The sequence below is a fragment of the Acinetobacter sp. M5A5_2a genome (assembly GCF_053345265.1).
The window spans coordinates 398,913-420,742 of sequence record NZ_JBKEZV010000003.1 but is presented as its reverse complement, the minus strand read 5'-3'; the positions used below and the strand labels follow the sequence as shown (position 1 = coordinate 420,742).

The 21,830-nt window shown below is 39.1% G+C and carries 23 protein-coding genes; 10 read left to right on the top strand and 13 right to left on the bottom strand.

Going from position 1 to position 21,830, the window contains the following annotated elements:
- The first annotated feature begins 3 nt into the window (after positions 1 to 3).
- Positions 4 to 999, top strand: a complete 996-nt coding sequence (locus ACLBWE_RS06515; RefSeq protein WP_447601835.1) for a glycosyl transferase family protein — start codon at positions 4 to 6, stop codon at positions 997 to 999.
- A 38-nt stretch (positions 1,000 to 1,037) separates the two neighbouring features.
- Here ACLBWE_RS06515 and ACLBWE_RS06510 read toward each other — a convergent pair whose 3' ends face one another.
- From ACLBWE_RS06510 to ACLBWE_RS06500, 3 genes are all read right to left on the bottom strand, one after another.
- Positions 1,038 to 1,445, bottom strand: coding sequence for a hypothetical protein (locus tag ACLBWE_RS06510; RefSeq protein WP_003650692.1), 408 nt, complete (start codon positions 1,443 to 1,445; stop codon positions 1,038 to 1,040).
- 62 nt (positions 1,446 to 1,507) lie between these two features.
- Positions 1,508 to 1,780: a YeaC family protein gene (locus ACLBWE_RS06505; RefSeq protein WP_396462885.1), complete on the bottom strand. Its 273-nt coding sequence runs from the start codon at positions 1,778 to 1,780 to the stop codon at positions 1,508 to 1,510.
- Positions 1,777 to 2,685 (bottom strand): NAD(+) kinase, encoded by a 909-nt coding sequence (locus ACLBWE_RS06500; protein ID WP_003650688.1) that lies wholly within the window; start codon positions 2,683 to 2,685, stop codon positions 1,777 to 1,779. Before ACLBWE_RS06500 ends, ACLBWE_RS06505 begins: the two co-directional genes overlap by 4 nt.
- Positions 2,686 to 2,870: 185 nt before the next feature.
- Between ACLBWE_RS06500 and mrcB the strand changes: the two genes are divergently transcribed.
- On the top strand, positions 2,871 to 5,267 hold the full coding sequence (gene mrcB, locus ACLBWE_RS06495; protein ID WP_151743270.1) for a penicillin-binding protein 1B: 2,397 nt from the start codon (positions 2,871 to 2,873) through the stop codon (positions 5,265 to 5,267).
- Between the two features lie 21 nt (positions 5,268 to 5,288).
- Positions 5,289 to 5,840, top strand: a complete 552-nt coding sequence (locus ACLBWE_RS06490) for a tetratricopeptide repeat protein (RefSeq protein ID WP_447601831.1) — start codon at positions 5,289 to 5,291, stop codon at positions 5,838 to 5,840.
- A 25-nt stretch (positions 5,841 to 5,865) separates the two neighbouring features.
- Here the strand turns inward: ACLBWE_RS06490 and ACLBWE_RS06485 are convergent, their stop codons facing one another.
- Complete coding sequence (locus tag ACLBWE_RS06485; protein WP_447601829.1) at positions 5,866 to 6,768, bottom strand: NUDIX domain-containing protein; 903 nt, start codon at positions 6,766 to 6,768, stop codon at positions 5,866 to 5,868.
- A 136-nt stretch (positions 6,769 to 6,904) separates the two neighbouring features.
- Between ACLBWE_RS06485 and hemP the strand changes: the two genes are divergently transcribed.
- Complete coding sequence (gene hemP, locus ACLBWE_RS06480; protein WP_004643472.1) at positions 6,905 to 7,075, top strand: hemin uptake protein HemP; 171 nt, start codon at positions 6,905 to 6,907, stop codon at positions 7,073 to 7,075.
- Between the two features lie 71 nt (positions 7,076 to 7,146).
- Here hemP and ACLBWE_RS06475 read toward each other — a convergent pair whose 3' ends face one another.
- The 4 genes from ACLBWE_RS06475 to ACLBWE_RS06460 form a co-directional block, all read right to left on the bottom strand.
- Complete coding sequence (locus tag ACLBWE_RS06475; RefSeq protein WP_447601827.1) at positions 7,147 to 8,487, bottom strand: sensor histidine kinase; 1,341 nt, start codon at positions 8,485 to 8,487, stop codon at positions 7,147 to 7,149.
- Positions 8,484 to 9,146: a response regulator transcription factor gene (locus ACLBWE_RS06470; RefSeq protein ID WP_004643474.1), complete on the bottom strand. Its 663-nt coding sequence runs from the start codon at positions 9,144 to 9,146 to the stop codon at positions 8,484 to 8,486. Before ACLBWE_RS06470 ends, ACLBWE_RS06475 begins: the two co-directional genes overlap by 4 nt.
- A 107-nt stretch (positions 9,147 to 9,253) precedes the next feature.
- A complete protein-coding gene (locus tag ACLBWE_RS06465) occupies positions 9,254 to 9,613 on the bottom strand; it encodes a NirD/YgiW/YdeI family stress tolerance protein (protein ID WP_447601824.1) in 360 nt (119 codons plus the stop codon).
- Between the two features lie 75 nt (positions 9,614 to 9,688).
- On the bottom strand, positions 9,689 to 11,446 hold the full coding sequence (locus ACLBWE_RS06460) for a GspE/PulE family protein (RefSeq protein WP_447601822.1): 1,758 nt from the start codon (positions 11,444 to 11,446) through the stop codon (positions 9,689 to 9,691).
- 288 nt (positions 11,447 to 11,734) lie between these two features.
- Here ACLBWE_RS06460 and ACLBWE_RS06455 point away from each other — a divergent pair, with 288 nt between their 5' ends.
- Positions 11,735 to 13,006 carry an MgtC/SapB family protein gene (locus tag ACLBWE_RS06455; RefSeq protein WP_447601820.1) on the top strand — a complete coding sequence of 424 codons (1,272 nt, stop codon included), beginning with the start codon at positions 11,735 to 11,737 and terminating at the stop codon, positions 13,004 to 13,006.
- 8 nt (positions 13,007 to 13,014) lie between these two features.
- On the opposite strand, the gene tsaA is transcribed toward ACLBWE_RS06455, so the two are convergent.
- The gene (gene tsaA / locus ACLBWE_RS06450) at positions 13,015 to 13,746 is read right to left on the bottom strand and encodes a tRNA (N6-threonylcarbamoyladenosine(37)-N6)-methyltransferase TrmO (protein WP_447601818.1); all 732 of its coding nucleotides are present in this window, start codon (positions 13,744 to 13,746) and stop codon (positions 13,015 to 13,017) included.
- 101 nt (positions 13,747 to 13,847) lie between these two features.
- Here tsaA and ACLBWE_RS06445 point away from each other — a divergent pair, with 101 nt between their 5' ends.
- A complete protein-coding gene (locus ACLBWE_RS06445) occupies positions 13,848 to 14,627 on the top strand; it encodes a ferredoxin--NADP reductase (RefSeq protein ID WP_003650674.1) in 780 nt (259 codons plus the stop codon).
- A 54-nt stretch (positions 14,628 to 14,681) separates the two neighbouring features.
- Here the strand turns inward: ACLBWE_RS06445 and ACLBWE_RS06440 are convergent, their stop codons facing one another.
- On the bottom strand, positions 14,682 to 15,551 hold the full coding sequence (locus ACLBWE_RS06440; protein ID WP_209734038.1) for a PhzF family phenazine biosynthesis protein: 870 nt from the start codon (positions 15,549 to 15,551) through the stop codon (positions 14,682 to 14,684).
- A gap of 230 nt (positions 15,552 to 15,781) precedes the next feature.
- Between ACLBWE_RS06440 and ACLBWE_RS06435 the strand changes: the two genes are divergently transcribed.
- The 4 genes from ACLBWE_RS06435 (at position 15,782) to abeS (ending at position 19,506) form a co-directional block, all read left to right on the top strand.
- A complete protein-coding gene (locus ACLBWE_RS06435) occupies positions 15,782 to 17,248 on the top strand; it encodes an aminotransferase-like domain-containing protein (protein ID WP_080758361.1) in 1,467 nt (488 codons plus the stop codon).
- Positions 17,249 to 17,304: 56 nt separating this feature from the next.
- On the top strand, positions 17,305 to 18,675 hold the full coding sequence (gene trhP, locus ACLBWE_RS06430; RefSeq protein WP_447601815.1) for a prephenate-dependent tRNA uridine(34) hydroxylase TrhP: 1,371 nt from the start codon (positions 17,305 to 17,307) through the stop codon (positions 18,673 to 18,675).
- Between the two features lie 2 nt (positions 18,676 to 18,677).
- Positions 18,678 to 18,929: a YfhL family 4Fe-4S dicluster ferredoxin gene (locus tag ACLBWE_RS06425; RefSeq protein ID WP_151743280.1), complete on the top strand. Its 252-nt coding sequence runs from the start codon at positions 18,678 to 18,680 to the stop codon at positions 18,927 to 18,929.
- 247 nt (positions 18,930 to 19,176) lie between these two features.
- Positions 19,177 to 19,506, top strand: a complete 330-nt coding sequence (gene abeS / locus ACLBWE_RS06420) for a multidrug efflux SMR transporter AbeS (RefSeq protein ID WP_003650669.1) — start codon at positions 19,177 to 19,179, stop codon at positions 19,504 to 19,506.
- Between the two features lie 74 nt (positions 19,507 to 19,580).
- Here the strand turns inward: abeS and ACLBWE_RS06415 are convergent, their stop codons facing one another.
- From ACLBWE_RS06415 to ACLBWE_RS06405, 3 genes are read right to left on the bottom strand one after another with little or no spacing between them, the layout of a single operon-like run.
- Positions 19,581 to 20,357: an ABC transporter ATP-binding protein gene (locus ACLBWE_RS06415; protein ID WP_003650668.1), complete on the bottom strand. Its 777-nt coding sequence runs from the start codon at positions 20,355 to 20,357 to the stop codon at positions 19,581 to 19,583.
- Between the two features lie 12 nt (positions 20,358 to 20,369).
- The gene (locus ACLBWE_RS06410; RefSeq protein WP_017387975.1) at positions 20,370 to 21,083 is read right to left on the bottom strand and encodes an ABC transporter permease; all 714 of its coding nucleotides are present in this window, start codon (positions 21,081 to 21,083) and stop codon (positions 20,370 to 20,372) included.
- A complete protein-coding gene (locus ACLBWE_RS06405) occupies positions 21,080 to 21,769 on the bottom strand; it encodes an ABC transporter permease (RefSeq protein ID WP_005039343.1) in 690 nt (229 codons plus the stop codon). The genes ACLBWE_RS06410 and ACLBWE_RS06405 overlap by 4 nt, the downstream gene beginning before the upstream one ends.
- Between the last annotated feature and the right edge of the window lie 61 nt (positions 21,770 to 21,830).

Here is a 21,830-nt window from a genome sequence, read left to right as displayed (position 1 = left end):
ACGATGAATACTAAACGTAATATCTATAAAGATGCTGAACACCCCTTCGCTCAATATGTCCGTATTTTAGGGAAAGGAAAAAGTGGTTCACGCTCTTTAAGCTATGAAGAAGCGTATCAAGCGTTTACCATGATTTTAAAAGGTGAAGTGCTTGATGTGCAGTTAGGCGCTTTTTTAATGCTGCTTCGGGTTAAAGAAGAATCTATTGATGAACTCGCAGGATTTGTTCAAGCGACTAGAGACCAGCTTAATTTCCAGCCTTTAGAGGTTGATTTAGACTGGTCATCTTATGCAGGTAAACGTAAACATTATCCTTGGTTCTTGTTAGCAGCCCTCACCCTTGCTCAACACGGTTATAAAATTGTTATGCACGGTGCATCAGGCCATACCCTTAACCGAGTCTATACCGAGCAGGTTTTAGAATATGTTGGTTATCAAATTTGTCATTCTGAACAAGAAGTGCGTACTCAGTTAGCAGAGCAAAATTTCGCTTACTTACCTTTAGACGTGATTTCACCTGTTTTAAGTGAACTGATTTCTTTAAGAAATGTGATGGGATTACGCTCACCTATTCATACTTTAGCCCGCTTAATAAATCCTTTTAATGCAAAAGCCACCTTACAAGCTATATTCCATCCAGCTTATAGAACTTCCCATCAACATAGTGCACTGCGCTTAGGCTATCAAAATAGTGCAGTCATTAAGGGTGAAGGCGGTGAATTTGAGCGAAATCCAGATGCAAAAACACTCATTTGCGGTATTAAAAATGGTGAACTCTATGAACATGAGTTACCAAAGCTCACACCTGAACGTAGTCCAACGGAAGAAGAATTAGATTTAGCAACTTTTAAAGCAGTATGGTTAGGTCAGCAGCACCATGAATACGGTGAAATGGCAGTAACAGAAACCATCGGAATTGCACTATATACCATGGGAGTTGTTACTAGTTTTGAAGAGGCAATGCTGAAAGCAAAAGCGTTATGGAATAGTCGTTTCTAATATATGAATAACCAAGGTTATATCGGATAGCCTTGGTTTTAAGGCTCAATATAATAAAAATCTGGCCAAAATGGATATTCCTGACCTGAAGAATGAATATTTCTTAGTTTCAAGTGATCACCTATTTTGATTGTAATCTTATTAGAATCGTAGGAACCCGAAAGATAAGCATCTCGTTGTTGACCAATAAGTGTCTTACAATATAAATGATGCGCTTTGATCTTTTGGGAGCTTCGTATTGTTTGCGACTCCAGCACCTGAATCCCAATCAATAACATGGGATAACCGTCGTTCTTTATACTTGTATATTTAGCTTGAGGTGAAGTGTATTTCCGACTCGCAACAACCTTCACGTTGAGTAAACATTCAATCGGCTGTTTGGCTAATGCAGCACCACTAAACAATATTAGAAATAATAGTACGTAAATAGGTTTTAAACGTTTCATAGGATTCTTTATTATATTTTGATAAACATAAAAAAAGCCCAGTAATCACTGAGCTTCTTAAATTAAACAAAACGAATTGGTTTAAACTCAGGTTCCTGCTTGTGATGATCATCATCACACTCTTCACCCTCTTCTTTCGTACCGCGGTCAATATAGCCGCTACGCTGTTCTTCTGGTAAGTTTTTCAACTCCCAAGCGATGACAGCTTGCATACAAGTCTCACGCTGCTCTTTTGTTAAAACAACGCCATTTGGCCATTTACCAATTTCTACTGCTGTTTTTAAACGCTCTACAATTTCAGGGTTTAAAACAGATAGCATTTGTTCAATATTCATGATTCATCTCTTTGAAAAGATTCAAAATCTTGGTTCCAACCAAGTTTGGTACGGCAGGCCATATAGAAATCATAACCTGGTGGATGCAATAAACTTAGTTTAAATGGATGTTTGCGGATGTGTAAACTATCTCCGACATTCAGCGATATACTATGTTGTCCATCAGCACTCACCATCGGCAAAACTCGATTTTCGCGAATAACAATTTTAATTTCGCTTTGCCCGCCGACTACGATGGGACGTGATGACAATGTATGGGGATGCATTGGAACTAATGCAATCGCATCCATACTTGGATGTAAAATTGGTCCACCGCCTGACAAAGCATAGGCAGTTGATCCTGTTGGAGTAGAAACAATTAAACCATCACTATGCTGGCGATAAACATATTGACCATCAATGTTGAGTTCAAAGTCAATCATATGGACGGACTTACCCGAATGCAAAACAACATCATTTAAAGCGATTGCATCATAAATAACTTCGCCATTTGTTCGTACTTCCATTTCAAGTAAGAAACGGCGATCAAGCTGGAAATGCCCTTGAAGCACTTGGTCAAGTTTAAAAATGGCTTCTGAAGGTTTGATATCAGTTAAAAAACCTAATCGCCCACGGTTGATGCCAATAACAGGGGTATTGTAACGGACCAATGCTCTGGCTGCATGGAGTAGAGAACCATCGCCTCCAACCACAATAACTAAATCAGCAACTTCACCTAATAGATGACGGCTTACTATCTGTGCATGATCATAAGGCACTAATTCGGCTGTTTCCTGATCAAAAATGGGGTTCAAACCTAAGTTCAACAAATGATCATGAATTAAACATAGTGTTTCTACAACTGATGATTTATCTGGTCGACCGATTAACCCGACGTTTCTGAAGGACTTATGTGAAATTTGCACGAATGAGTAAGCTCCGCTGCGATACTCGGCTATAATAACATTAACCCGATTAATTTAAAAAAACATAACTACAAGATGCTGTAAAATTCAATCTAACTTTTCCAATTATTCACAGTTTTATCATTGCAAATTGATGACAAGCTATCGCATCATTACAGGCATTGTTAGGGTTTTATCTCATTTTTATGAAGTTTGAACGTGGTATCGGTTTCTTTGCACTAATCTTTTCCATTTTGGTCATTGGTGCTTTTATTGCTCTTAGTATCTATCTGATTCGTTTAGATAATATTATCCGTGAAAAATTTGAAGGCCAGCGGTGGGATATTCCTGCCAAAGTGTTTGCACGACCTTTGGAAATTTATAACAACGCGCCTATTTCTCAAGCAAATTTCACTCAAGAATTAAAGTTATTGGGTTACAAAACTTCAAGTAATTATGACAAGTCTGGAAGCTATGTTGCTCAAGGCAGCAATATGTATATCCACACACGTGGTTTTGACTACGGTGACAGTGTTGAACCTGAACAAGTCTTAGAGTTAAGTTTTGCAAATGATCAAGTTGTTGAAGTTAGAAGTACTAAACCCTCTTCAACCGGCGTTGCACGCTTGGAACCGTTACTCATTGGAGGAATTTATCCTCAACACAATGAAGACCGTGTACTCATTAAACTGAATAATGTCCCTAAACCGCTCATTGAAGCTTTAATTTCTACAGAAGACCGCAATTTTTATCATCATCATGGTATTTCAATTCGCGGTACAGCTCGTGCATTGGTCAGTAATGTCACTGGTGGAAAACGTCAAGGTGGCTCAACCCTGACTCAACAATTAGTTAAAAACTTCTATCTCACCCCTGAACGCACACTAAAACGTAAAGTCAATGAAGCATTAATGGCTTTACTCATCGAACTGCATTACAGCAAAGATGAAATTTTAGAGGCGTATTTAAATGAAGTGAATCTGGGCCAAAATGGTAGCTATTCAATTAATGGTTATGGTTTGGCTTCACAATTTTATTTTGGTTTACCGTTACGTGAACTCAGTGTCGCACAACAAGCTTATTTAGTTGGACTCGTTCAAGGTCCTTCTTTATATAACCCTTGGAAAAACCCTGAAGGTGCAAAAAAACGCCGCGATACCGTGTTAAATAACATGCGTGTGATGGGTTATTTAACCCAAGCCGAATATGAAGATGAAATTGCACGTCCTTTAAATGTGTTAAGTAAACCAAGTTTAGGCCCTGCAAAATTCCCAGACTTTTTAGATATTGTACGTCGTCAATTACGTACAGAGTATCAAGAAAGTGATTTAACCAATCAGGGATTACGTATTTTTACGACCTTAGATCCAATTACTCAAACTCAAGTTCAAAATGCGTTTAAAGCTTCAGTAGATCGCTTAGCCAACAGCAATCCAGCACGTTTGAAAAATCTACAAGGTGCTGTACTGATTGCACATCCTGAAAACGGTGAGTTAGTTGCAGCGGTTGGTTCTACACAAGACTTTACTGGTTTTAACCGTGCTTTAGATGCGAAACGTCAAGTGGGTTCTTTATTGAAACCTGTGATTTATTTAAGTGCTATTGAATCTGGACGTTATAACTGGGCAAGCCAAATTGAAGATGCGCCGATCAGTGTTCCTGTAGATGGTGGTAAAAGCTGGACACCTAAAAACTATAGCGGTGGTGGACATGGTGTAGTCAGTCTGAGTGAGGCATTAGCAAACTCATACAACCTATCTGCTGTACGCTTAGGTCAGGAGTTTGGTCTATCTACATTTAGCAATAATTTAAGAAAGTTTGGTGTTGAGTCAACGATTCCTGCCTACCCTTCTATTTTCCTTGGGGCAGTCAATATGTCACCAATGGAAGTGCTCGGAATTTATGAAAACTTCGCTACAGGCGGTTTTAAATATCCAACTCGTGCAATTCGATCTGTCGTAGATGCCAATGGTCGTCTGCTTGACCGTTATGGCCTGAATGTTCAACAAACGATTGATCCGGCTGTTGGCTATATCATGAATTATGGTTTACAACAGGTCATGTCTTCGGGTACTGGTCGTTCAGCCTATAGCAGCTTATCTCCAGCTTTAAAATTGGCTGGTAAATCAGGTACGACTAACGATACACGTGACTCATGGTTTGCTGGTTACTCAGGTAATCACGTTGCTGTAGTTTGGTTAGGTTTAGATGACAATAAAGTAACTGGTTTAACAGGTTCATCTGGTGCATTGCCAGTATGGACTAACGTGATGAAACAGTTACGCCAAACTCCTGTGAATATACGTCAACCAGACACTGTACAGTGGCAGTGGATTGACCGTGCAACGGGTGATTTATCTGCTCAGGCTTGTGATGGCGCTATGTATATTCCGATGCTAACGCATACGGTTCCACATCGTGCTACGCCATGTGCAGCACCGTATTATCAAGTTGATCCAACATATACGCCACAAAGTGATAACACAACTCCTGACTCTCAGGATGATAATACCGACAGTTATATTCGTGAAAGTGAAAGCCAGATGCAACAAGATCTGTCAAATAACTCACGTGTGATTTCAAGTGGTAGTTATAACAACTAAGCGTTAACAGGAAAGTAGGATATGTTGAAGAAAGGTGTTTTTTATATTGGTGCTGTACTTATGGTCGGCTGTACAACTTTGCCTGATCATTCCAACCCCAAAGAGAAAACACCTGCTCCACCAGCGAAAAAGAGCACGGAAACTCCATCGGGTGTAAAAATTACACCTTATGAACATCCAGAAATTCAACGCAAAAATTTACAGGTTATTGTTCCTCAGCAAAAAAAGCCTCAACATTTTAGTGATGATGGCAGCCAGTTGCCTGCATTTAAAGTTTTAATGCAAAAAACACAGCAGGCTTACAAAAACCAGCAATGGTCAGAAGCTGAACGCTATGCGCTTCAAGCACAGCGTTTAGCACCACAAGCCGCAGAAACATATCTATTTCTTGCCCTTACGGCAAATCATAAACAGCAATATTCTAATGCTGAATCTCTAGCGCGACGTGGTTTAAGTTTTGCCCAAAGTCAGGCTATGAAAAAGCAGCTTTGGTTGACCATCTTAAAAGCTGGACAACAACGCAATAATCAAAAAACTGTTCAAGAAGCGCAACAAGCATTAAAAGCCCTCTAGCTTTTAATGCTTTTCTATTTTCTTATTAGAAATTACGAATACCTGCTAAGCCATATGCACCATGCTGTTGTGCAGTAGCTAAATCATCAGGATGCACGCCTCCCAATGCAAAAACCGGAATCTGGCTTTTTTGGGCGAGATCAGCAAAACGTTCCCAACCTAATGCCAAGGCTTCTGGATGGGTCTCTGTTACTTTGACAGGACTTACAAAAACAGCATCACAGCCAATTTGCTCAGCCTGCTTTAAAGAAACTGCATCGTGGCAAGCAGCAATAAAACGTAAGCCTACTGTTAAATCGCCCTTATGCAAGTTCATGAGCTGAGATTGTTTTAAATGAACGGTCTTAATCTGTTTCTTTAACTCAGGACTCAACTGCTGCCAAATATCTGTATTAATAATTAAGTTTGATAACTGATTTTCATCTAAAGCACTTAATTGTTCTAAATACCTCTGATCAGCATCAGCTTCTTCTATACGCCAATACAATAAAGCATCACTGCCTTCTACAGGTGTAAGCATATTGCTGATTTTAATAAAATGCGGCCAATACAATCTTTTTATGATGTCTTTATTGGCTTTTGGAAAGTTTAAGTGAAGTAATTGTTCACGTGTGTACCATGCCCATGGCTGATGAATAAGATTTAATAGTTCATCAGGCACATAACTATGGAATAAATGTAAATTGACAATAATGTCATCATATTCATGGTGAATATAATCAAACTGATGCCAATCTTTTAAACCAATACCCACTTCTTCATAGATTTCACGGCGACAGGCTTCTTCGGGTGTTTCACCTTGCTCAACCTTTCCTCCTGGAAACTCATGCTTTCCACCTTGATGCTGCTGCTCTTCGCGCCATCCTACTAATATTTTTCCACGATGGATCAAGATTGCTATAGCGACATCGACTATTGGTTTGGGCATCTTTTTACTCTCTAAAACTTTTCTCAAGTGTAAGCAAATTTTATCATTTTATAAAATTTTAAAAATCTCATTGACAGATCTATTCGATAATGATTATCATTTAAATCGTTCAAGAACATACCACGGAGCACAACAAATGAACGCACCTTTTAGCTTATTTACTCGTAACAATGAAACAGCTCATGCCTTACCAATGTTACATTCTAACAACCTCTTTGCATTAGGCCGTGAAATCCGCATTATGCATGCTGGTGAGGAATATCGTTTACGCCTCACTCGCAATAATCGTCTAATTTTAACTAAATAAAAATACACTCGCGTTTCAATAATATTCGTGGGAAAACAAAAAATGGATAGCATGGGTAACCATGCTATTTTTTATAAAGGTAGATTAACCTCCACCCTCAAACCACCCTGTTCAGCATGCATAAAATGTAATTCACCATTATGCAATTCAATAATTTTTCGTGTAATCGAAATTCCCAACCCTGAACCTTGCTGCTGAGTACCTAATACCCGAAAAAAGCGCTGTCCTAAACGTTGCAATACCTCATCATCTACACCATTTCCTGTATCTTCTATAGCGACCTTAATTTGCTGTTCATCCTGATCAATCTCAACATGAATAGAGCCTAAAGTCGGGCTATAACGAATGGCATTATCGAATAAATTTCTAAAAGCAATAAATAGTAATTCTTCATTCGCAAGGGTTTTAGTTTCTGTCGACAAGTTATTTGTTTCTATCAACATTTGTTTAGCTTGCGCATCTAAAGTTACAGTTTCAATGACTCTAGCCAATAAATAATTTAAATCGATAATCGTCTTGGGAAGTTGTGGCTGCTCTGCTTCATTGGGTTCTAAGCGAGCCAGAAGGAGGAGGTTTTCAAGTATTTTTGTACTTCTTGAAACGTCTTCTTGTATGCGCTCAAAGTCCTGATGAAGCTCTGGAACATGTTGATATTTACGCTGTAAAACCTGAAGACGCATTTGTATGGCAGATAATGGAGATCGTAACTCATGAGAGGCATCTGCGGTAAAACGCTGTTCAGCAACGAGAGCCCTTTGCAACCTTGCAAGTAATTGGTTTAGCGCATCAATCACAGGTTGAATTTCTGTAATGACATCTGGATCTTGAATAGGTTCTAAATTTGATGCTGTTTTTTGGGCAATACGTTTAGAGAGTAAATTTAACGCAGCCAATTGTTGCTCCGTACGCCAACTTACAATCACCCATTGTAGCAGCCAGAACAACACCATAAGGCCACTATACCCAGCAAGTGCTTTGAGTACTTCTTCGATACGTGTACTGATTGGCTGAAAGACTTCAACCTGTAGTTGAGAGTCTTCTTGTTGTGCAGCCAGACTACGCCATAATTGACCATCAAACCAAAAATATGAAAAACCTTCTGATAAATTACCTTGTTCAAAAAGCTCGTGCTGATAGCTATGAGAGTGAGTAAGTAATTGCCCAGAACTTAATAATTCATACTGAATATCAAATTCGTCACTGAGCTCATCAAACTGTTTCATAGAGTGTTGAGAAAGATCAGAAACCAGTAAAGTATCTGAAATTTCATCCATGATTTCGTCTTGCACTGACATGTTGTGATAAACAGAAAATATGGTGAGTAAGCTTAAAGCTAGCAAGCCCACCACGACACTACTCCACATCGTGGTTTTAACCAGTTGCGACTGCAAGGATGAGCGATTAGATTTCATTTTAAATCTCCCATACGGTAGCCTAACCCCCGTATGGTTTTAATGCTGCTACTTCCGATTTTTTTTCGGAGCTGATAAATAAATACTTCTATCGCGTTACTTTCAATTTCTTCACCCCATGCATAGAGCGCTTCTTCTAATTGATCACGCGTAATAATATGCTCAGGATGAACCATAAGCTTACGTAATATTTGGAACTCTTTAGCTGTTAAATCAATAGACTTTCCAGCACATGATACAACTTTCGCTTGTGTATCAAGTTGCAGATCGCCCCATGTTAAAACCGATTGCTGACTCAACGTTTGCTTGCGTAATTGAGCGCGGATTCGAGCAGATAGCTCTTCTAAGCTAAAAGGCTTAACCAAATAATCATTTGCACCTAAATCTAGTCCTTCCACTCGGTCATGAATACTGTCACGTGCTGTAATAAAAATAACAGGAACATTTTTTTGTTTATGGCGGATCGTTGTTAAAACTTTTTCACCAGCCAGTTGAGGCAACCCCCGATCAAGCAAAATACAGTCATAATCATGCTGTTCAATTGCTGTAAGCGCATAATCACCTCTTTCAACCCAATCGACCTGATAACCGTCTAACTCTAACCACGATTGAATACTTTCAGCTTGAGAGCGATCATCTTCTGCAAGCAAAATTCTCATCTATTTTTCCTGTTATATCCTGATTTGATCTTGCCAAGCCTTTATAAAAAAAGCAAAGCCGCATCATTTAAATGCGGCTAAAAGTAGTATATCTAGAGATCAATTCATTAGAACTGAACTTGATCCACATCAATTTCTACACGTTTTAAAGGCTTATAGTCGATGTCTACTTCACCAATTAAAGTCACATTTGTATTTGGTGAAATAGGACGACCTTGCCAAAGTTCATCATCTACATCAATCGTAATGCTACCTGTCTTGTCACGAAATTGGTATTTTTCATCGCCTAAAGATTTTACAACCTGACCATGTACTTTAACCGGTGTATTATCTTTAGCCGTTAATGCATGCTTAACAGTTGTTACGGTTACTGGAGCAATTGCTGCCTGATTCACAGGTGTATTCGCCATAGCGACACTAGCAGCTGTTAGACCTGTAGTCATTATCATTGCTTTAAGCATTTTCATAAGATTACCTTTTTAATCACATCTTGGAATAACATAAGTACATCATGCATAAATGAGGTGAATCTTAAGAAAAAGTTAATTTAATGGCACAACCCGTAATACCTCTTCTAATGTCGTAAGACCATCAATGACTTTACGAGCACCCGCAATTCTCAAGGGTTCTATACCTTCTTTTTTAGTTTGTGTTCTCAAATCATTTAAGGTCATATGGCTACTAATAAGATGCTTAAGCTCAAGACTGACTGGCATAAATTCATAAATACCGACTCGTCCCTTATAACCTGTATGACGACATTGTTCACACCCTACTGCCTGATAAACTTTTTCTGGCATGTCCATAATGTAGTCGAATGTTAGGTGTTGCCACTCGTCCTCATTAATATGAGTTTGCTGTTTGCAGTGCGGGCAAAGCTGCCGTACTAAACGTTGCGCGAGCACACCCAAAATTGTGGCTGCTGTTAAAAATGGCTGCACGCCTAAATCATGCAAACGGGTCAAACTAGACGGCGCATCATTGGTATGTAAAGTTGATAAAACCAAATGACCTGTTAATGCAGCCTGAATGGCCATATTCGCTGTATCTTGATCACGAATTTCCCCAATCATAATAATATCGGGGTCTTGACGCATGAGCGCACGAACACCATCTGCAAAGCCTAATTCAATTGCATTGTTGACCTGCATCTGGTTAAAACTAGGCTCTAACATTTCAATTGGATCTTCAATGGTACAGACATTAACCTGATCTGTTGCGAGCTGCTTTAACGAAGAATATAGCGTTGTCGTTTTACCTGAACCTGTAGGACCAGTGACTAAAATAATGCCATGGCTATTTTTTGTTAACTGTTGCCACTGTTGTAATAAACTCTCTTCAAAACCCAGTTGATGAAACGAACGTACCAACACATCGGGATCGAAAATACGCATAACCAGTTTTTCACCAAATGCAGTGGGCAAGGTTGATAAACGTAGCTCTGTTTCTTGCCTCTTTGGCGTCCGAGTTTTTAATCGACCATCTTGCGGTTTGCGCTTTTCGGCGACATTTAAACGTCCTAAAATTTTAATACGAGCAATCACTGCAGTTAGCGTATTTGAAGGCATGTTGTAAATGGTGTGCAAAACACCATCGATCCGGAACCTGACTTTGCCATTGTCCTTACGCGGTTCCATATGAATGTCACTGGCACTCTGCTCAAACGCAAACTGTAAAATCCAGTCGACTAATTTCACAATATGCTGATCATTGGCATCTGGGTTTTGACTATCCCCAAGTTGTAAAAGAGCCTCAACATTTTTATTATCACGATCGTGGGCTGCATCTTTTTGAGCAGAGTTTACTGCTCGACTGACCTGATAATATTCTCGTAAATAACGTTGCAACTGTTCGGGATTAAGTAATACCCGCTCAATTTTTTTAGGAGCTAGACTTCGTTCAAGATTATTGAGCCAATCTGTTTGAAATGGCTGGTCTGTTCCAATCACAATTCGATCGGCATGGATTTCAACAGCTAAAATATGATTACGAATGGCAAATTCTTGCGACATTACCTGTGTTAAAGCACTCACGTCCGCCTTTAAAGGATCAATCACAAATAAAGGTAGCTGAACCCGATCTGCAAACCATAAACACAAACGGTTTAAACTTAAATGGGCCTGTATGTGCTGCTGATCTTTTAAATTAAAATGTGCAATCCATTGTAAAGGATGCCACTTTAACTGGTCTTTTTGGCGGTGGCTGGACTGTACCAGTAATTTATCTCGTTCTGTGATACGGCCTTCTTGTAATAATTGTTCTAGACACCAATAGGTATCTATTTCTACATGTGCATTCATGCGTTATCCCCAATATATTTTTATAATATAGCAGAGATGTTTTAGATTTAGCTCACCCCAAAATCGTTAAATCCATTATTTAAATATCCTTCAACTTCAAATAATTAAACCAATTCTCAACTTGATATTTTTTTGCGTCATAGGTCATGTTTATAAAAATATTTTGTATGTTGCTATGCCTAAAAAAGATACTATGCTGACTATAATAAAAAGCATAAACTGGAAACGAACACATGATTTTAAAATGATTAAAATCCACATATAACTATAAGCATAAGAGGAAGTAATATGGAACTTCCAATGACAATGTCATTACAAACTGCATCCTTTGAGGAATTCATTACTATAATTGCTGCTGCCCTTGGCTGTGGCTTATTAATTGGTTTAGAACGAGAGCGCAGTAAACTCAAACACGAATATAAAACTTTCGCTGGTTTCAGATCTTTTGCAATTAGTGCTTTATTAGGCGCGATCTGTTTTTTATTCGGCATTTCAATTGGGATTGTTGGAGCTTTAACCATCGGTGCAATCAGCATCGTTTCCCTCAAAAACCAGCCAAATGATCCGGGCGTTACTACCGAACTTGCATTTATCATGACTTATTTCATTGGAGCACTCTGTATTTGGAATATTTCATTGGCAGCAAGTTTAGCAGTCATCATGACCGCTATCTTAATAGCTAAGCAGTCTATGCATGGTATCGCCAGTCAGTGGATTACCGAAGCAGAATTGCGGGATGGAATTTTTCTACTCGCCCTACTTTTAATTGCTTTACCTTTAGTCCCGAATAAGCCGTTTTGGGGACCAGTTTTAAATCCCCATGTTATTTTAAAATTGCTCACTTTAATTTTATTTGTACAGGCACTAGCTCATATTGCTAAACGATTATTATCTTCTAAAAATGCGCTATTACTTTCGTCTTTGGCTTCAGGCTTTGTTTCCAGTACAGTGGCAATTGCCACTTTAGGTTTAGAAGTACGCTCTGGTCGAGCAAATGCAACAACAAACGCGGGGGCAGCCCTCATGTCTTGCGTTTCAACGCTTATTCAAACTTTAATTATTGTAATCGGTATTAGCTTTGCTTGGTTTAAGCTAATTATATTTCCTACAATTATTGCATTAGTTGTTTTAGCTGTCTGGGCCTTCATTTTATTACGAAAAGCCGAACCTAGCACTTCGACTCCTGAATTAGATTCAAGAATGTTTAGTCTTAAAGAAGCCATTATTATTGCTGCAACACTCGCTATCATTCAGTCGGGGGTCTATGGCTTAAATTTATATTTAGGGGATGCCGGATTAATTGCGGGAACCCTACTCGCATCTTTATTTGAAATACATGCGGCTATTATCGCGGTAATTGTACAAGGTGAACCTGATAGTGCTCATATGTCCCCTTTATTAATTGCTTTTATGGGAGGCTTTGCAGTGCATGCCATTGCCAAAAGTATAAACTCTGCAATTTCGGGCGGGCTGCCCTATGCACTTGCTTTCGTTCCCGCCCAGCTGATTCATATGGCTATATTCATTACTTTACTTTGGCTCAACATCCATTGGTTCTAAAATAGAATTTATTGCACAGCAGAAGCTTTGAACATATCCACTACGGTAACTTCAATCTGACCGACTTTAAAATGAATATCGAAACTTGAAAATTTCATTTTATAAATTCTGTCTGGATCTTCTTGATAGGCAGGCCGTGGGTCTAAAGCCAATACCTGCTCAAGCTCATCAAGGTATTGATCATTCATTTCTTTATTTTGTAAAAAATATTTTTGAGCATTTAGAGCAGGTTCAGACCAAATGACAGACTTACGCTCTGGTTCTGCATGTGCATAACCACTTTGTGCATCAGCAATCGCATCAGAATATTGAACATAGGGTTTGATATCTAGAATTGGAGTTCCATCTAATAAATCACTTCCTGTGACATACACTCGTACTGACTTACCGACTTTTTCCACTTTATTCAGCTTTACAACTGACAGTCCAATTGGAGATGGTCGATACATGCTACGTGTAGCAAATACGCCAATTTTTTCATTGCCACCTAAGCGTGGAGGACGAACCTGTGGACGGAATTTATCTGCATTGCCCTGATTTTTATTGTCATGAAACTGCCAAACTAGCCAGAGATGACTAAATTGCTCAATTCCTTCAAAAGCCAACAAGTCATTATAAGGTTCTACCATGTCGATATATGACTCGATATTTACCAAATTAGGCTGGCGTGGAATACCGAATTTTTCTCGATATGGAGAGCACATGTGGCCGATTATCGGGAAGGTGACAGAATTGATCATCACTTTTTCTTATAAACACAATTAAATATATTCAGTTTATCGGGAATGAATTTAGATTAGAATAGCAATCTGTTTTCTTTTAATCGTGATCGAGACCTTTAATGGCTGCTTTTAACGTCGAACGCATTACTCATGTTCACCACTGGAATGACACCCTTTTCAGTTTTAAAACTACACGCGACACTAGCTTACGTTTTAAAAATGGTCAGTTCGTAATGATCGGACTTGAAGTGAATGGCAAACCGTTAATGCGCGCGTATTCGATTGCAAGTGCAAATTACGAAGAAGAGTTAGAATTCTTCTCAATTAAAGTACAAGAAGGTCCTTTAACTTCGATTTTGCAAAAAGTACAAGTTGGCGATGAAATTTTAATTTCTAAAAAACCGACAGGTACATTGGTTCATGATGACCTTTTACCGGGTAAAAACTTGTACCTTTTATCTTCTGGTACTGGCCTTGCACCATTCTTATCAATTATTCGTGACCCAGAAACTTACGAACGTTTTGAAAAAGTAATCGTTGTTCATGGTACACGTTATATTTCTGAATTAGCTTATCAAGACCTTATCTTGAATGAACTTCCAAACCATGAGTTCTTTGAAGAATTAGGTATTAAAGACAAACTTGTTTACTACCCTACTGTAACTCGTGAACCTTTCCACACTCAAGGCCGTGTAACAACTGCAATTGAAACTGGTGCTTTATTCGAAAAAGTTGGTTTACCGCGATTTAACCGTGAAACTGACCGCGCAATGCTTTGCGGTAGCCCTGCTTTCTTGAAAGATGTTGCTGCGTTACTTGACGAACACGGTTTAGTTGAATCACCTCGTATGGGTGTAATGGGCGACTACGTAATTGAACGTGCTTTCGTAGAAAAATAAGTTTTTCTAATTAAAAAAACCGAGGCCAAGTCCTCGGTTTTTTTTATATTTGTTTTATAACTTGATTGTGCCATCGATACAGGTAACAGCGCTTCCACCCACTAAAATTTTATCTTGATATAAATTTAGTTGAAGCTGTCCGTCACGTCCTAAAACGCGACCTTGTGAAGAAAGTACCTGATCATTTTGTGCGGGCAAAATACCATGGTAACGAATAAAAGACGCTACGCTACCATTACCACTACCACAAACTGGATCTTCATTTATTCCAATTGAAGGAGCAAATGAGCGGACTTCTATGTGTTTTTGTTCATCATTATTTTCATAAAAACCATAAACCGTCGCTCCACCAACTTTCATTTCTAAATCATGTTGTTTTAAAGCAGCGAAATCTGGTTGAGTCGCTAAAACAGCTTCGGCATTGACCGCTTGTAATACAACCCAACGCGCCCCAACATCAACCAATGCAGCATTCCATTGAGTGTCAATCTGACATTTTAAAATCTCTGCCAATTTTTGAGTCTGTGTCGTATCTAATGGCGTAATTTTAGGTTGTGGTAGTTCAAAGGAAATATGATTCAATTCACTTACTGTAAGAGCAACTAAACCTGCACCACATTGCTGTACCAATTTTCCTTCTTTAGCAGTAATTAGACCAGCTTCAAGTAAAGCATGGGCTGTGCCGATTGTAGGATGGCCTGCAAATGGTAATTCATTTTGCGGAGTAAAAATTCGAACCTGATAATCGGCTTGCGAATCTGTAGGAGGCAGCACAAATGTAGTTTCAGAGAGATTGGTCCAATTGGCAATCGCCTGCATTTGCTCAGATGTTAAGGTACTAGCGTCCATAATCACCGCGACAGGATTTCCTTTAAATGCTTGTGAAGTAAAAACATCAACTTGTTTAAATGCTACAACGGACATAGACCACTCCTACTCATTTTGATATTAAAAATTATGGTTTTAAATCCTCACCATGCTTTTGATCTTACTGAGATATCTTTAATGGTTACAGTATCAGTTTTTATTAAAAATAATAGACACAGTTTTTAAGTTCAGAACTCGATCAAATGGACCAACCTAAAGTAATCACAATATTTGAGATAAATAACAGATCACTATAAAGTGTACCCATTGCTTTGGCTTTTTAATGAATTGATATGTACAAATATAAAAAAGTGAGTGATGACTTAACACTTCAAATCCATAATGGAAGGCAGCCTATTGGTTCGCGTCTACCTTCAATACGAGACTGTGCAAACCATTATCAGGTCAGCATTAACACCGTAAAAGAAGCGTATCGTCAACTTGAAGATCAAGGTTTGATTTCTGTTCGTCCTCAATCTGGTTACTATGTTTGTCATGCACCTTCAAACTCGCTAGAACTCGAAGAACGTTATGTCAGTGAAGAAAAAGTGCCACTTTCAGGTATCAGCTGCTTCCTCGCTCAAATCGTTAAAAAGCAAATGGACCCAGCCTATATTAATTTGGCTCTAGCTTGCCCCTCAGGAGAAAATTTCTACCCGATTGAACGTTTAAAACGCTTAACTGCTCAAGTTTTACGTACACAACCAGATATTTTTAAAAGCTATACCTTACCACCGGGGTCAACACGACTACGCACACAAATTGCTAGACGAAGCTTGCAACTCGGTATGTTTCTTTCAGCAGATGATATTGTGCTGACTCATGGCACCATGGAGGCTTTAAGTCTCGCGATTATGGCAACAACTCAAGCGGGTGACACCATCGCCCTTGAGATCCCGACTTTTCATAATTTGTACCCGCTCCTGCATAATTTAGGCCGAAAAATTGTAGAAGTTCCCACTTCGCCACATACAGGCATGTGTCTAGATACACTTGAAGAACTCTTAAAATCTCAAAGTGTACAAGCCATATTAACGATTCCAACAGGACACAATCCCCTCGGTTTCAGTATGCCTGAAAGCAGCCGCCGTCGCTTGGCAGAGCTAGCCAATCATTTTCAAGTTCCTATTATTGAAGATGCGATGTATGCCGAATTGCAACTAGCCGAACCTCTCTTACCCAACATTAAGGCATTTGATCAAAATGGATGGGTGTTGGTATGTAGTAGCTACACCAAAACTGTAGCACCCGACTATCGAATCGGTTGGTTAGAAGCTGGGCGCTTCCGTAATATTGTGCAGCAACTAAAATTTACGACAACGGTGGCCGAGCCTGCTTTACTCACCGAAACCTTAGGACTTTTCTTAGAAAATGGTGGTTATGACCTGCATTTACGTCAGTTAAAAAAACGCTATCAACAACAAATTGATACCATCAAATCTTATATTTGTCGTTATTTCCCACTCGGTACTCGAGTCAGTCGCCCACAAGCAGGGTTTATTTTATGGTTAGAACTCCCCGAATCTATTGATACGCTGGAACTCTTTCATCAAGCTATGGATGAAAAAATCTTATGTATGCCGGGAATTTTATGTTCGGCTGATAAACGTTTTAGTCATTGTTTACGTATTGCAGCTTGTTTTGAGTTAAATCCCAAAATGTTAAATGCTTTGATGCGCTTAGGAGAGTTAGCAAAAAATATGCTACCCGCGCAAAAAGATATAGGTCAAATCCCTACTAATTCAGTAGGTTGAATCAAAAATGCAGAGTTAATAAAATAAAACCATAATTTTTTTATGCCTTTTATTTTATGAATACCGAACTCCTCTCTCCTGCAGGTTCACTCAAAAATATGCGCTATGCATTTGCCTATGGTGCAGATGCCGTATATGCAGGCCAACCACGTTACAGTTTACGTGTGCGTAATAATGCTTTTGATCATGACAACTTAAAAATCGGAATTGATGAAGCTCATGCTTTGGGTAAAAAGTTTTATGTTGTGGTGAATATTCAGCCACATAACAGCAAATTAAAAAACTTTATTCGTGATCTTGAACCAATTGTGGCTATGCAACCAGACGCACTCATTATGTCTGATCCGGGCTTAATTATGATGGTGAGAGAGCATTTTCCTGATGTGCAAATTCATCTATCTGTTCAAGCCAATGCGATTAACTGGGCAACTGTTAAATTCTGGAAAGATTACGGCCTAAGCCGTGTGATTTTATCGCGTGAGTTGTCTTTAGAAGAGATAGAAGAAATCCAGCAACATGTGCCCGATATTGAACTCGAAGTTTTTGTGCATGGCGCACTATGTATGGCCTACTCAGGTCGCTGCTTACTTTCTGGATACATGAACAAACGTGATGCCAACCAAGGTGCTTGTACAAATGCTTGCCGTTGGGACTATAAGCTACATGAAGCCCAAGAAGATTTGAATGGTGATGTGATTCCAGTCACTCAGCTAAATGAGTCAGAAAAGTCTTGCTGCTCATCAACACAATCAGAAACAGCCTCGGCTCAAACCCTATTAGTACAACGTAATGATGAAGAAATGTTTGCTGCCGAAGAAGATGAACACGGTACCTATTTTATGAACTCGAAAGATTTACGTGCTGTACAACATGTAGATCGTTTAACAAAAATGGGCATAGCCTCGCTTAAAATTGAAGGCCGTACTAAATCATATTTTTACTGTGCCCGTACTGCTCAAATTTATCGAAAAGCGATTGATGATGCATTAGCAGGAAAACCATTTGACCCAAGCTTAATGTCTCAGCTTGAAGGTTTGGCAAACCGTGGTTATACCGAAGGCTTTTTAAGACGTCATGTGCACAGTGAATATCAAAACTATGCCGATGGCTCATCACATTTTGACTATCAACAATTTTGTGGAGAGGTTTTAGAACGTCACGGTGACTATATTCGCATTGAGGTTAAAAACCGTTTTGTGGTTGGGGACTCACTTGAACTCATGACACCGCAAGGCAATATTACCTTTAGCTTAACCGAGATGCGCGATTTAAAAGGTAACCCAATTATAGATGCCAAAGGTTCAGGCCATTTCGTTGAGATTCCACTCTCCCAAGATGTTGATATCAGTTATGCACTACTCGTACGCAACTTACCACATGCGAAGGAAAGTATTACTGCATCGACATTAGCTTATTCAGCGAGTTAAAAATGGCACTTTTAATTACAAGTGAATGTATCAATTGTGATATGTGCTTAGCTGAATGCCCGAACATCGCTATTTTTGAAGGGAGCAAAGTTTATGAAATTGATCCACTTCGTTGTACCGAGTGTGTAGGCTTTTACGATGCGCCAACATGTAAGGCGGTTTGTCCAATCGATTGTATAAAACAAGATCCAGCACATATTGAAACCCAAGATCAACTATTAGAGAAATTTAAGGGATTAAATTTGCTCGGCTAATCTATCTTTTAAAAAGTTTATAGAGGATCAAGCTAAAGTCGCTGATCCTCTAAATGACTGCACGGATCAATGATTAAATAAACGAATAAATAGCTGAGACCACTTTGCAAGTGATAAAATCAAATGATCAGTTCAGTTTAATTTACTTGTATTTGTGTACCAAAGAAATTGAACAATCGTTAAAACTGATCTAACCATTTCAATATTTCATATAGATTGATTAAAACTCACTCTGGCGTAGCTCCCCATGTCTTATCTTTATTTAGCAATTGCGATTGCTTGTGAAGTCATTGCAACTTCAGCTTTAAAAGCATCTCAAGGTTTTACTGTTCCAATTCCTTCGATTATTACTGTTGTGGGTTATGCAATTGCTTTCTATTTATTGTCTCTGACGCTAAAAACAATTCCGATCGGAATTGCATATGCTATTTGGTCGGGTGCAGGTATTATTTTAATTTCTGCAATTGGCTGGATATTTTACAAACAGCATTTAGACTTGGCAGCCTGCATTGGTCTTACTTTAATGATCGCAGGCATTATCATTATTAATGTGTTTTCTAAAAATACTCATCTATAAAATATAATTAAAAAAACAACCGAGTACGGTGAGAATCTTTTATAAAAAATTTCACCATACTCGGTATGAACAGCTTATTTTAAACTGCCCGTTAGAAACTGCTTTAAGCGTTCACTTTTCGGATTATTGAGTACTTCATCAGGATGACCCTGTTCTTCAATCTTCCCTTGATGCAAAAAAATTACTTGATTAGACACATGACGCGCAAAGCCCATTTCATGTGTCACCACAATCATGGTGCGCCCTTCTTCAGCCAAACCCTGCATTACTTTTAGTACTTCACCCACCAACTCTGGATCAAGCGCGCTGGTTGGTTCATCAAACAACATAACTTCCGGTTCCATAGCCAAAGCACGAGCAATCGCTACACGTTGCTGCTGACCACCAGATAAAAATGCAGGATATTTACTTTCAACACTTTCAGGCAAACCAACTTTGCGTAGATATTTCCGCGCACGCTCTTCTGCCTCGGCACGTTTTACCCCAAGTACATGAATCGGTCCTTCAATAACATTTTCTAGCACCGTCATGTGTGACCATAAATTAAAATGCTGAAACACCATCATGAGCTGGGTACGCATTTTTTGTAGTTGCTTTGGTTCAACCACTTTTAAATTGCCTTTTTTATCAAAGACTGTACGTAGTTTTTCACCATTAAGTTTAATGGTGCCATTGCTAGGTTGTTCCAAAAAGTTAATACAACGCAGCAAAGTACTTTTACCTGAACCAGATGAACCGATGATACTAATGACATCACCAGCATTTGCATCAAGTGATATCCCTTTAAGTACTTCATGATCACCAAATGTCTTATGTAAATCACGAATCACTAGTTTTGCAACTTGTTCCATTATTTATGTCTCCTAATGATTCGATGGCTTTAAAAATGCCAACCAACGTTTTTCCAACTTACGAAATAGCCAAATCAAAATAAATGCCAGCATCGCATACAATACTGCGGCAATTCCAAAAGCATTGAAGGTGTCATAGGTTGCCGCATTCACATCACGCGCAATTTTTAAAATGTCAGGAACAGTTGCTGTAAATGCAATGGTTGTCGCATGCAACATTAAAATGACTTCATTGCCATAAAATGGTAAAGCACGGCGCAACATCGACGGAATAATAATGCGGGTATAGCGTTTCCATTTTGACATTCCAAAAGCTTGTGCAGCTTCAATCTCGCCATGTGGAATAGAACGGATCGCCCCAGCGAAGATTTCAGTCGTATATGCACCAGTATTGAGCGCGAATGCCAAAATGGTGCAATTTATGCCCTCTCGAAAAAACGCATCAAGCGTCTGATGTTCATGGATGTAATCAAAGCTGTAAATACCTGAGTAAATAATCAGCAATTGGATGTACAGTGGTGTGCCACGAAAAACATATGTATACAACCAAACTGGGCCACGCAACCAAAGATTTTCTGATACTCGTGCAAGTGATAAAGGCACAGCAAGCACAAAACCAATACCAATAGAAAGCACCAATAACCAAGCAGTCATCGCTACCCCGGTCATTTGTAAACCATCGGTCCAAAGGTATGCCTGCCAATATTGTTGAAGGATTTCAATCATAATTGTCCCTTCCTCACACCAGCAGAATAACGACGCTCAAGCCACATTAAAATCAGGTTCGAGACGGTAGTAATGGCCAGATAAATCGCGGCAGCCACGATGCTGAAAAAGAACAGTTGCATGGTACTTCTACCTGCATCTTGCGTAATTTTTACAATATCAGTCAGACCAATAATAGAAACCAGTGCGGTTGCCTTAATCAAAACTTGCCAATTATTGCCAATACCTGGCAATGCAAAACGCATCATTTGAGGAAATAATACACGTCGAAAAACCTGCCAAGGGGTCATACCATAGGCCATTGCTGCTTCAATTTGACCCGTTGGAACAGATTGAAATGCACCACGAAAGGTCTCGGTAAAATATGCACCATAAATGAACGCTAAAGTAATCACACCCGCCACAAAAGGATTGATATCAATTTGATCCATTTGCAGTGATTCAGTAATTTGGTTTAGACCCAACTGCAAGCTATAAAATAACAACAGCATAATGACCAAGTCAGGCACACTACGGATGAGTGTGGTATAGGCGGTCGCAATATAGCGTAAGGCTTTAAAACTAGAGAGTTTTGAGCTCGCACCAATTAAGCCAATAATGACAGAAAGCAAAAGTGACAACAGCGCAAGCTGGAGGGTCATCCATGTCCCGCTGAGAAGGAGTGGCCCATAGCCAGATAAAAACATGACTCATCTTCTCCTTAAAAACAATATCTAATATTGATGAGATGAGAATAGATTTAAAAAT

Coding starts and splice junctions, on each gene's coding strand:
- ACLBWE_RS06455 (WP_447601820.1), top strand. CDS start 11,735: ATGGAACTTCCAATGACAATGTCATTACAAACTGCATCCTTTGAGGAA.
- hemP (WP_004643472.1), top strand. CDS start 6,905: ATGAACGCACCTTTTAGCTTATTTACTCGTAACAATGAAACAGCTCAT.
- ACLBWE_RS06445 (WP_003650674.1), top strand. CDS start 13,848: ATGGCTGCTTTTAACGTCGAACGCATTACTCATGTTCACCACTGGAAT.
- ACLBWE_RS06425 (WP_151743280.1), top strand. CDS start 18,678: ATGGCACTTTTAATTACAAGTGAATGTATCAATTGTGATATGTGCTTA.
- abeS (WP_003650669.1), top strand. CDS start 19,177: ATGTCTTATCTTTATTTAGCAATTGCGATTGCTTGTGAAGTCATTGCA.
- ACLBWE_RS06510 (WP_003650692.1), bottom strand. CDS start 1,445: ATGAAACGTTTAAAACCTATTTACGTACTATTATTTCTAATATTGTTT.
- ACLBWE_RS06460 (WP_447601822.1), bottom strand. CDS start 11,446: ATGAATGCACATGTAGAAATAGATACCTATTGGTGTCTAGAACAATTA.
- ACLBWE_RS06470 (WP_004643474.1), bottom strand. CDS start 9,146: ATGAGAATTTTGCTTGCAGAAGATGATCGCTCTCAAGCTGAAAGTATT.
- ACLBWE_RS06505 (WP_396462885.1), bottom strand. CDS start 1,780: ATGAATATTGAACAAATGCTATCTGTTTTAAACCCTGAAATTGTAGAG.
- trhP (WP_447601815.1), top strand. CDS start 17,305: ATGAATACCGAACTCCTCTCTCCTGCAGGTTCACTCAAAAATATGCGC.
- tsaA (WP_447601818.1), bottom strand. CDS start 13,746: ATGATCAATTCTGTCACCTTCCCGATAATCGGCCACATGTGCTCTCCA.
- ACLBWE_RS06515 (WP_447601835.1), top strand. CDS start 4: ATGAATACTAAACGTAATATCTATAAAGATGCTGAACACCCCTTCGCT.
- ACLBWE_RS06440 (WP_209734038.1), bottom strand. CDS start 15,551: ATGTCCGTTGTAGCATTTAAACAAGTTGATGTTTTTACTTCACAAGCA.
- ACLBWE_RS06475 (WP_447601827.1), bottom strand. CDS start 8,487: ATGAAATCTAATCGCTCATCCTTGCAGTCGCAACTGGTTAAAACCACG.
- mrcB (WP_151743270.1), top strand. CDS start 2,871: ATGAAGTTTGAACGTGGTATCGGTTTCTTTGCACTAATCTTTTCCATT.
- ACLBWE_RS06490 (WP_447601831.1), top strand. CDS start 5,289: ATGTTGAAGAAAGGTGTTTTTTATATTGGTGCTGTACTTATGGTCGGC.
- ACLBWE_RS06405 (WP_005039343.1), bottom strand. CDS start 21,769: ATGTTTTTATCTGGCTATGGGCCACTCCTTCTCAGCGGGACATGGATG.
- ACLBWE_RS06410 (WP_017387975.1), bottom strand. CDS start 21,083: ATGATTGAAATCCTTCAACAATATTGGCAGGCATACCTTTGGACCGAT.
- ACLBWE_RS06485 (WP_447601829.1), bottom strand. CDS start 6,768: ATGCCCAAACCAATAGTCGATGTCGCTATAGCAATCTTGATCCATCGT.
- ACLBWE_RS06415 (WP_003650668.1), bottom strand. CDS start 20,357: ATGGAACAAGTTGCAAAACTAGTGATTCGTGATTTACATAAGACATTT.
- ACLBWE_RS06465 (WP_447601824.1), bottom strand. CDS start 9,613: ATGAAAATGCTTAAAGCAATGATAATGACTACAGGTCTAACAGCTGCT.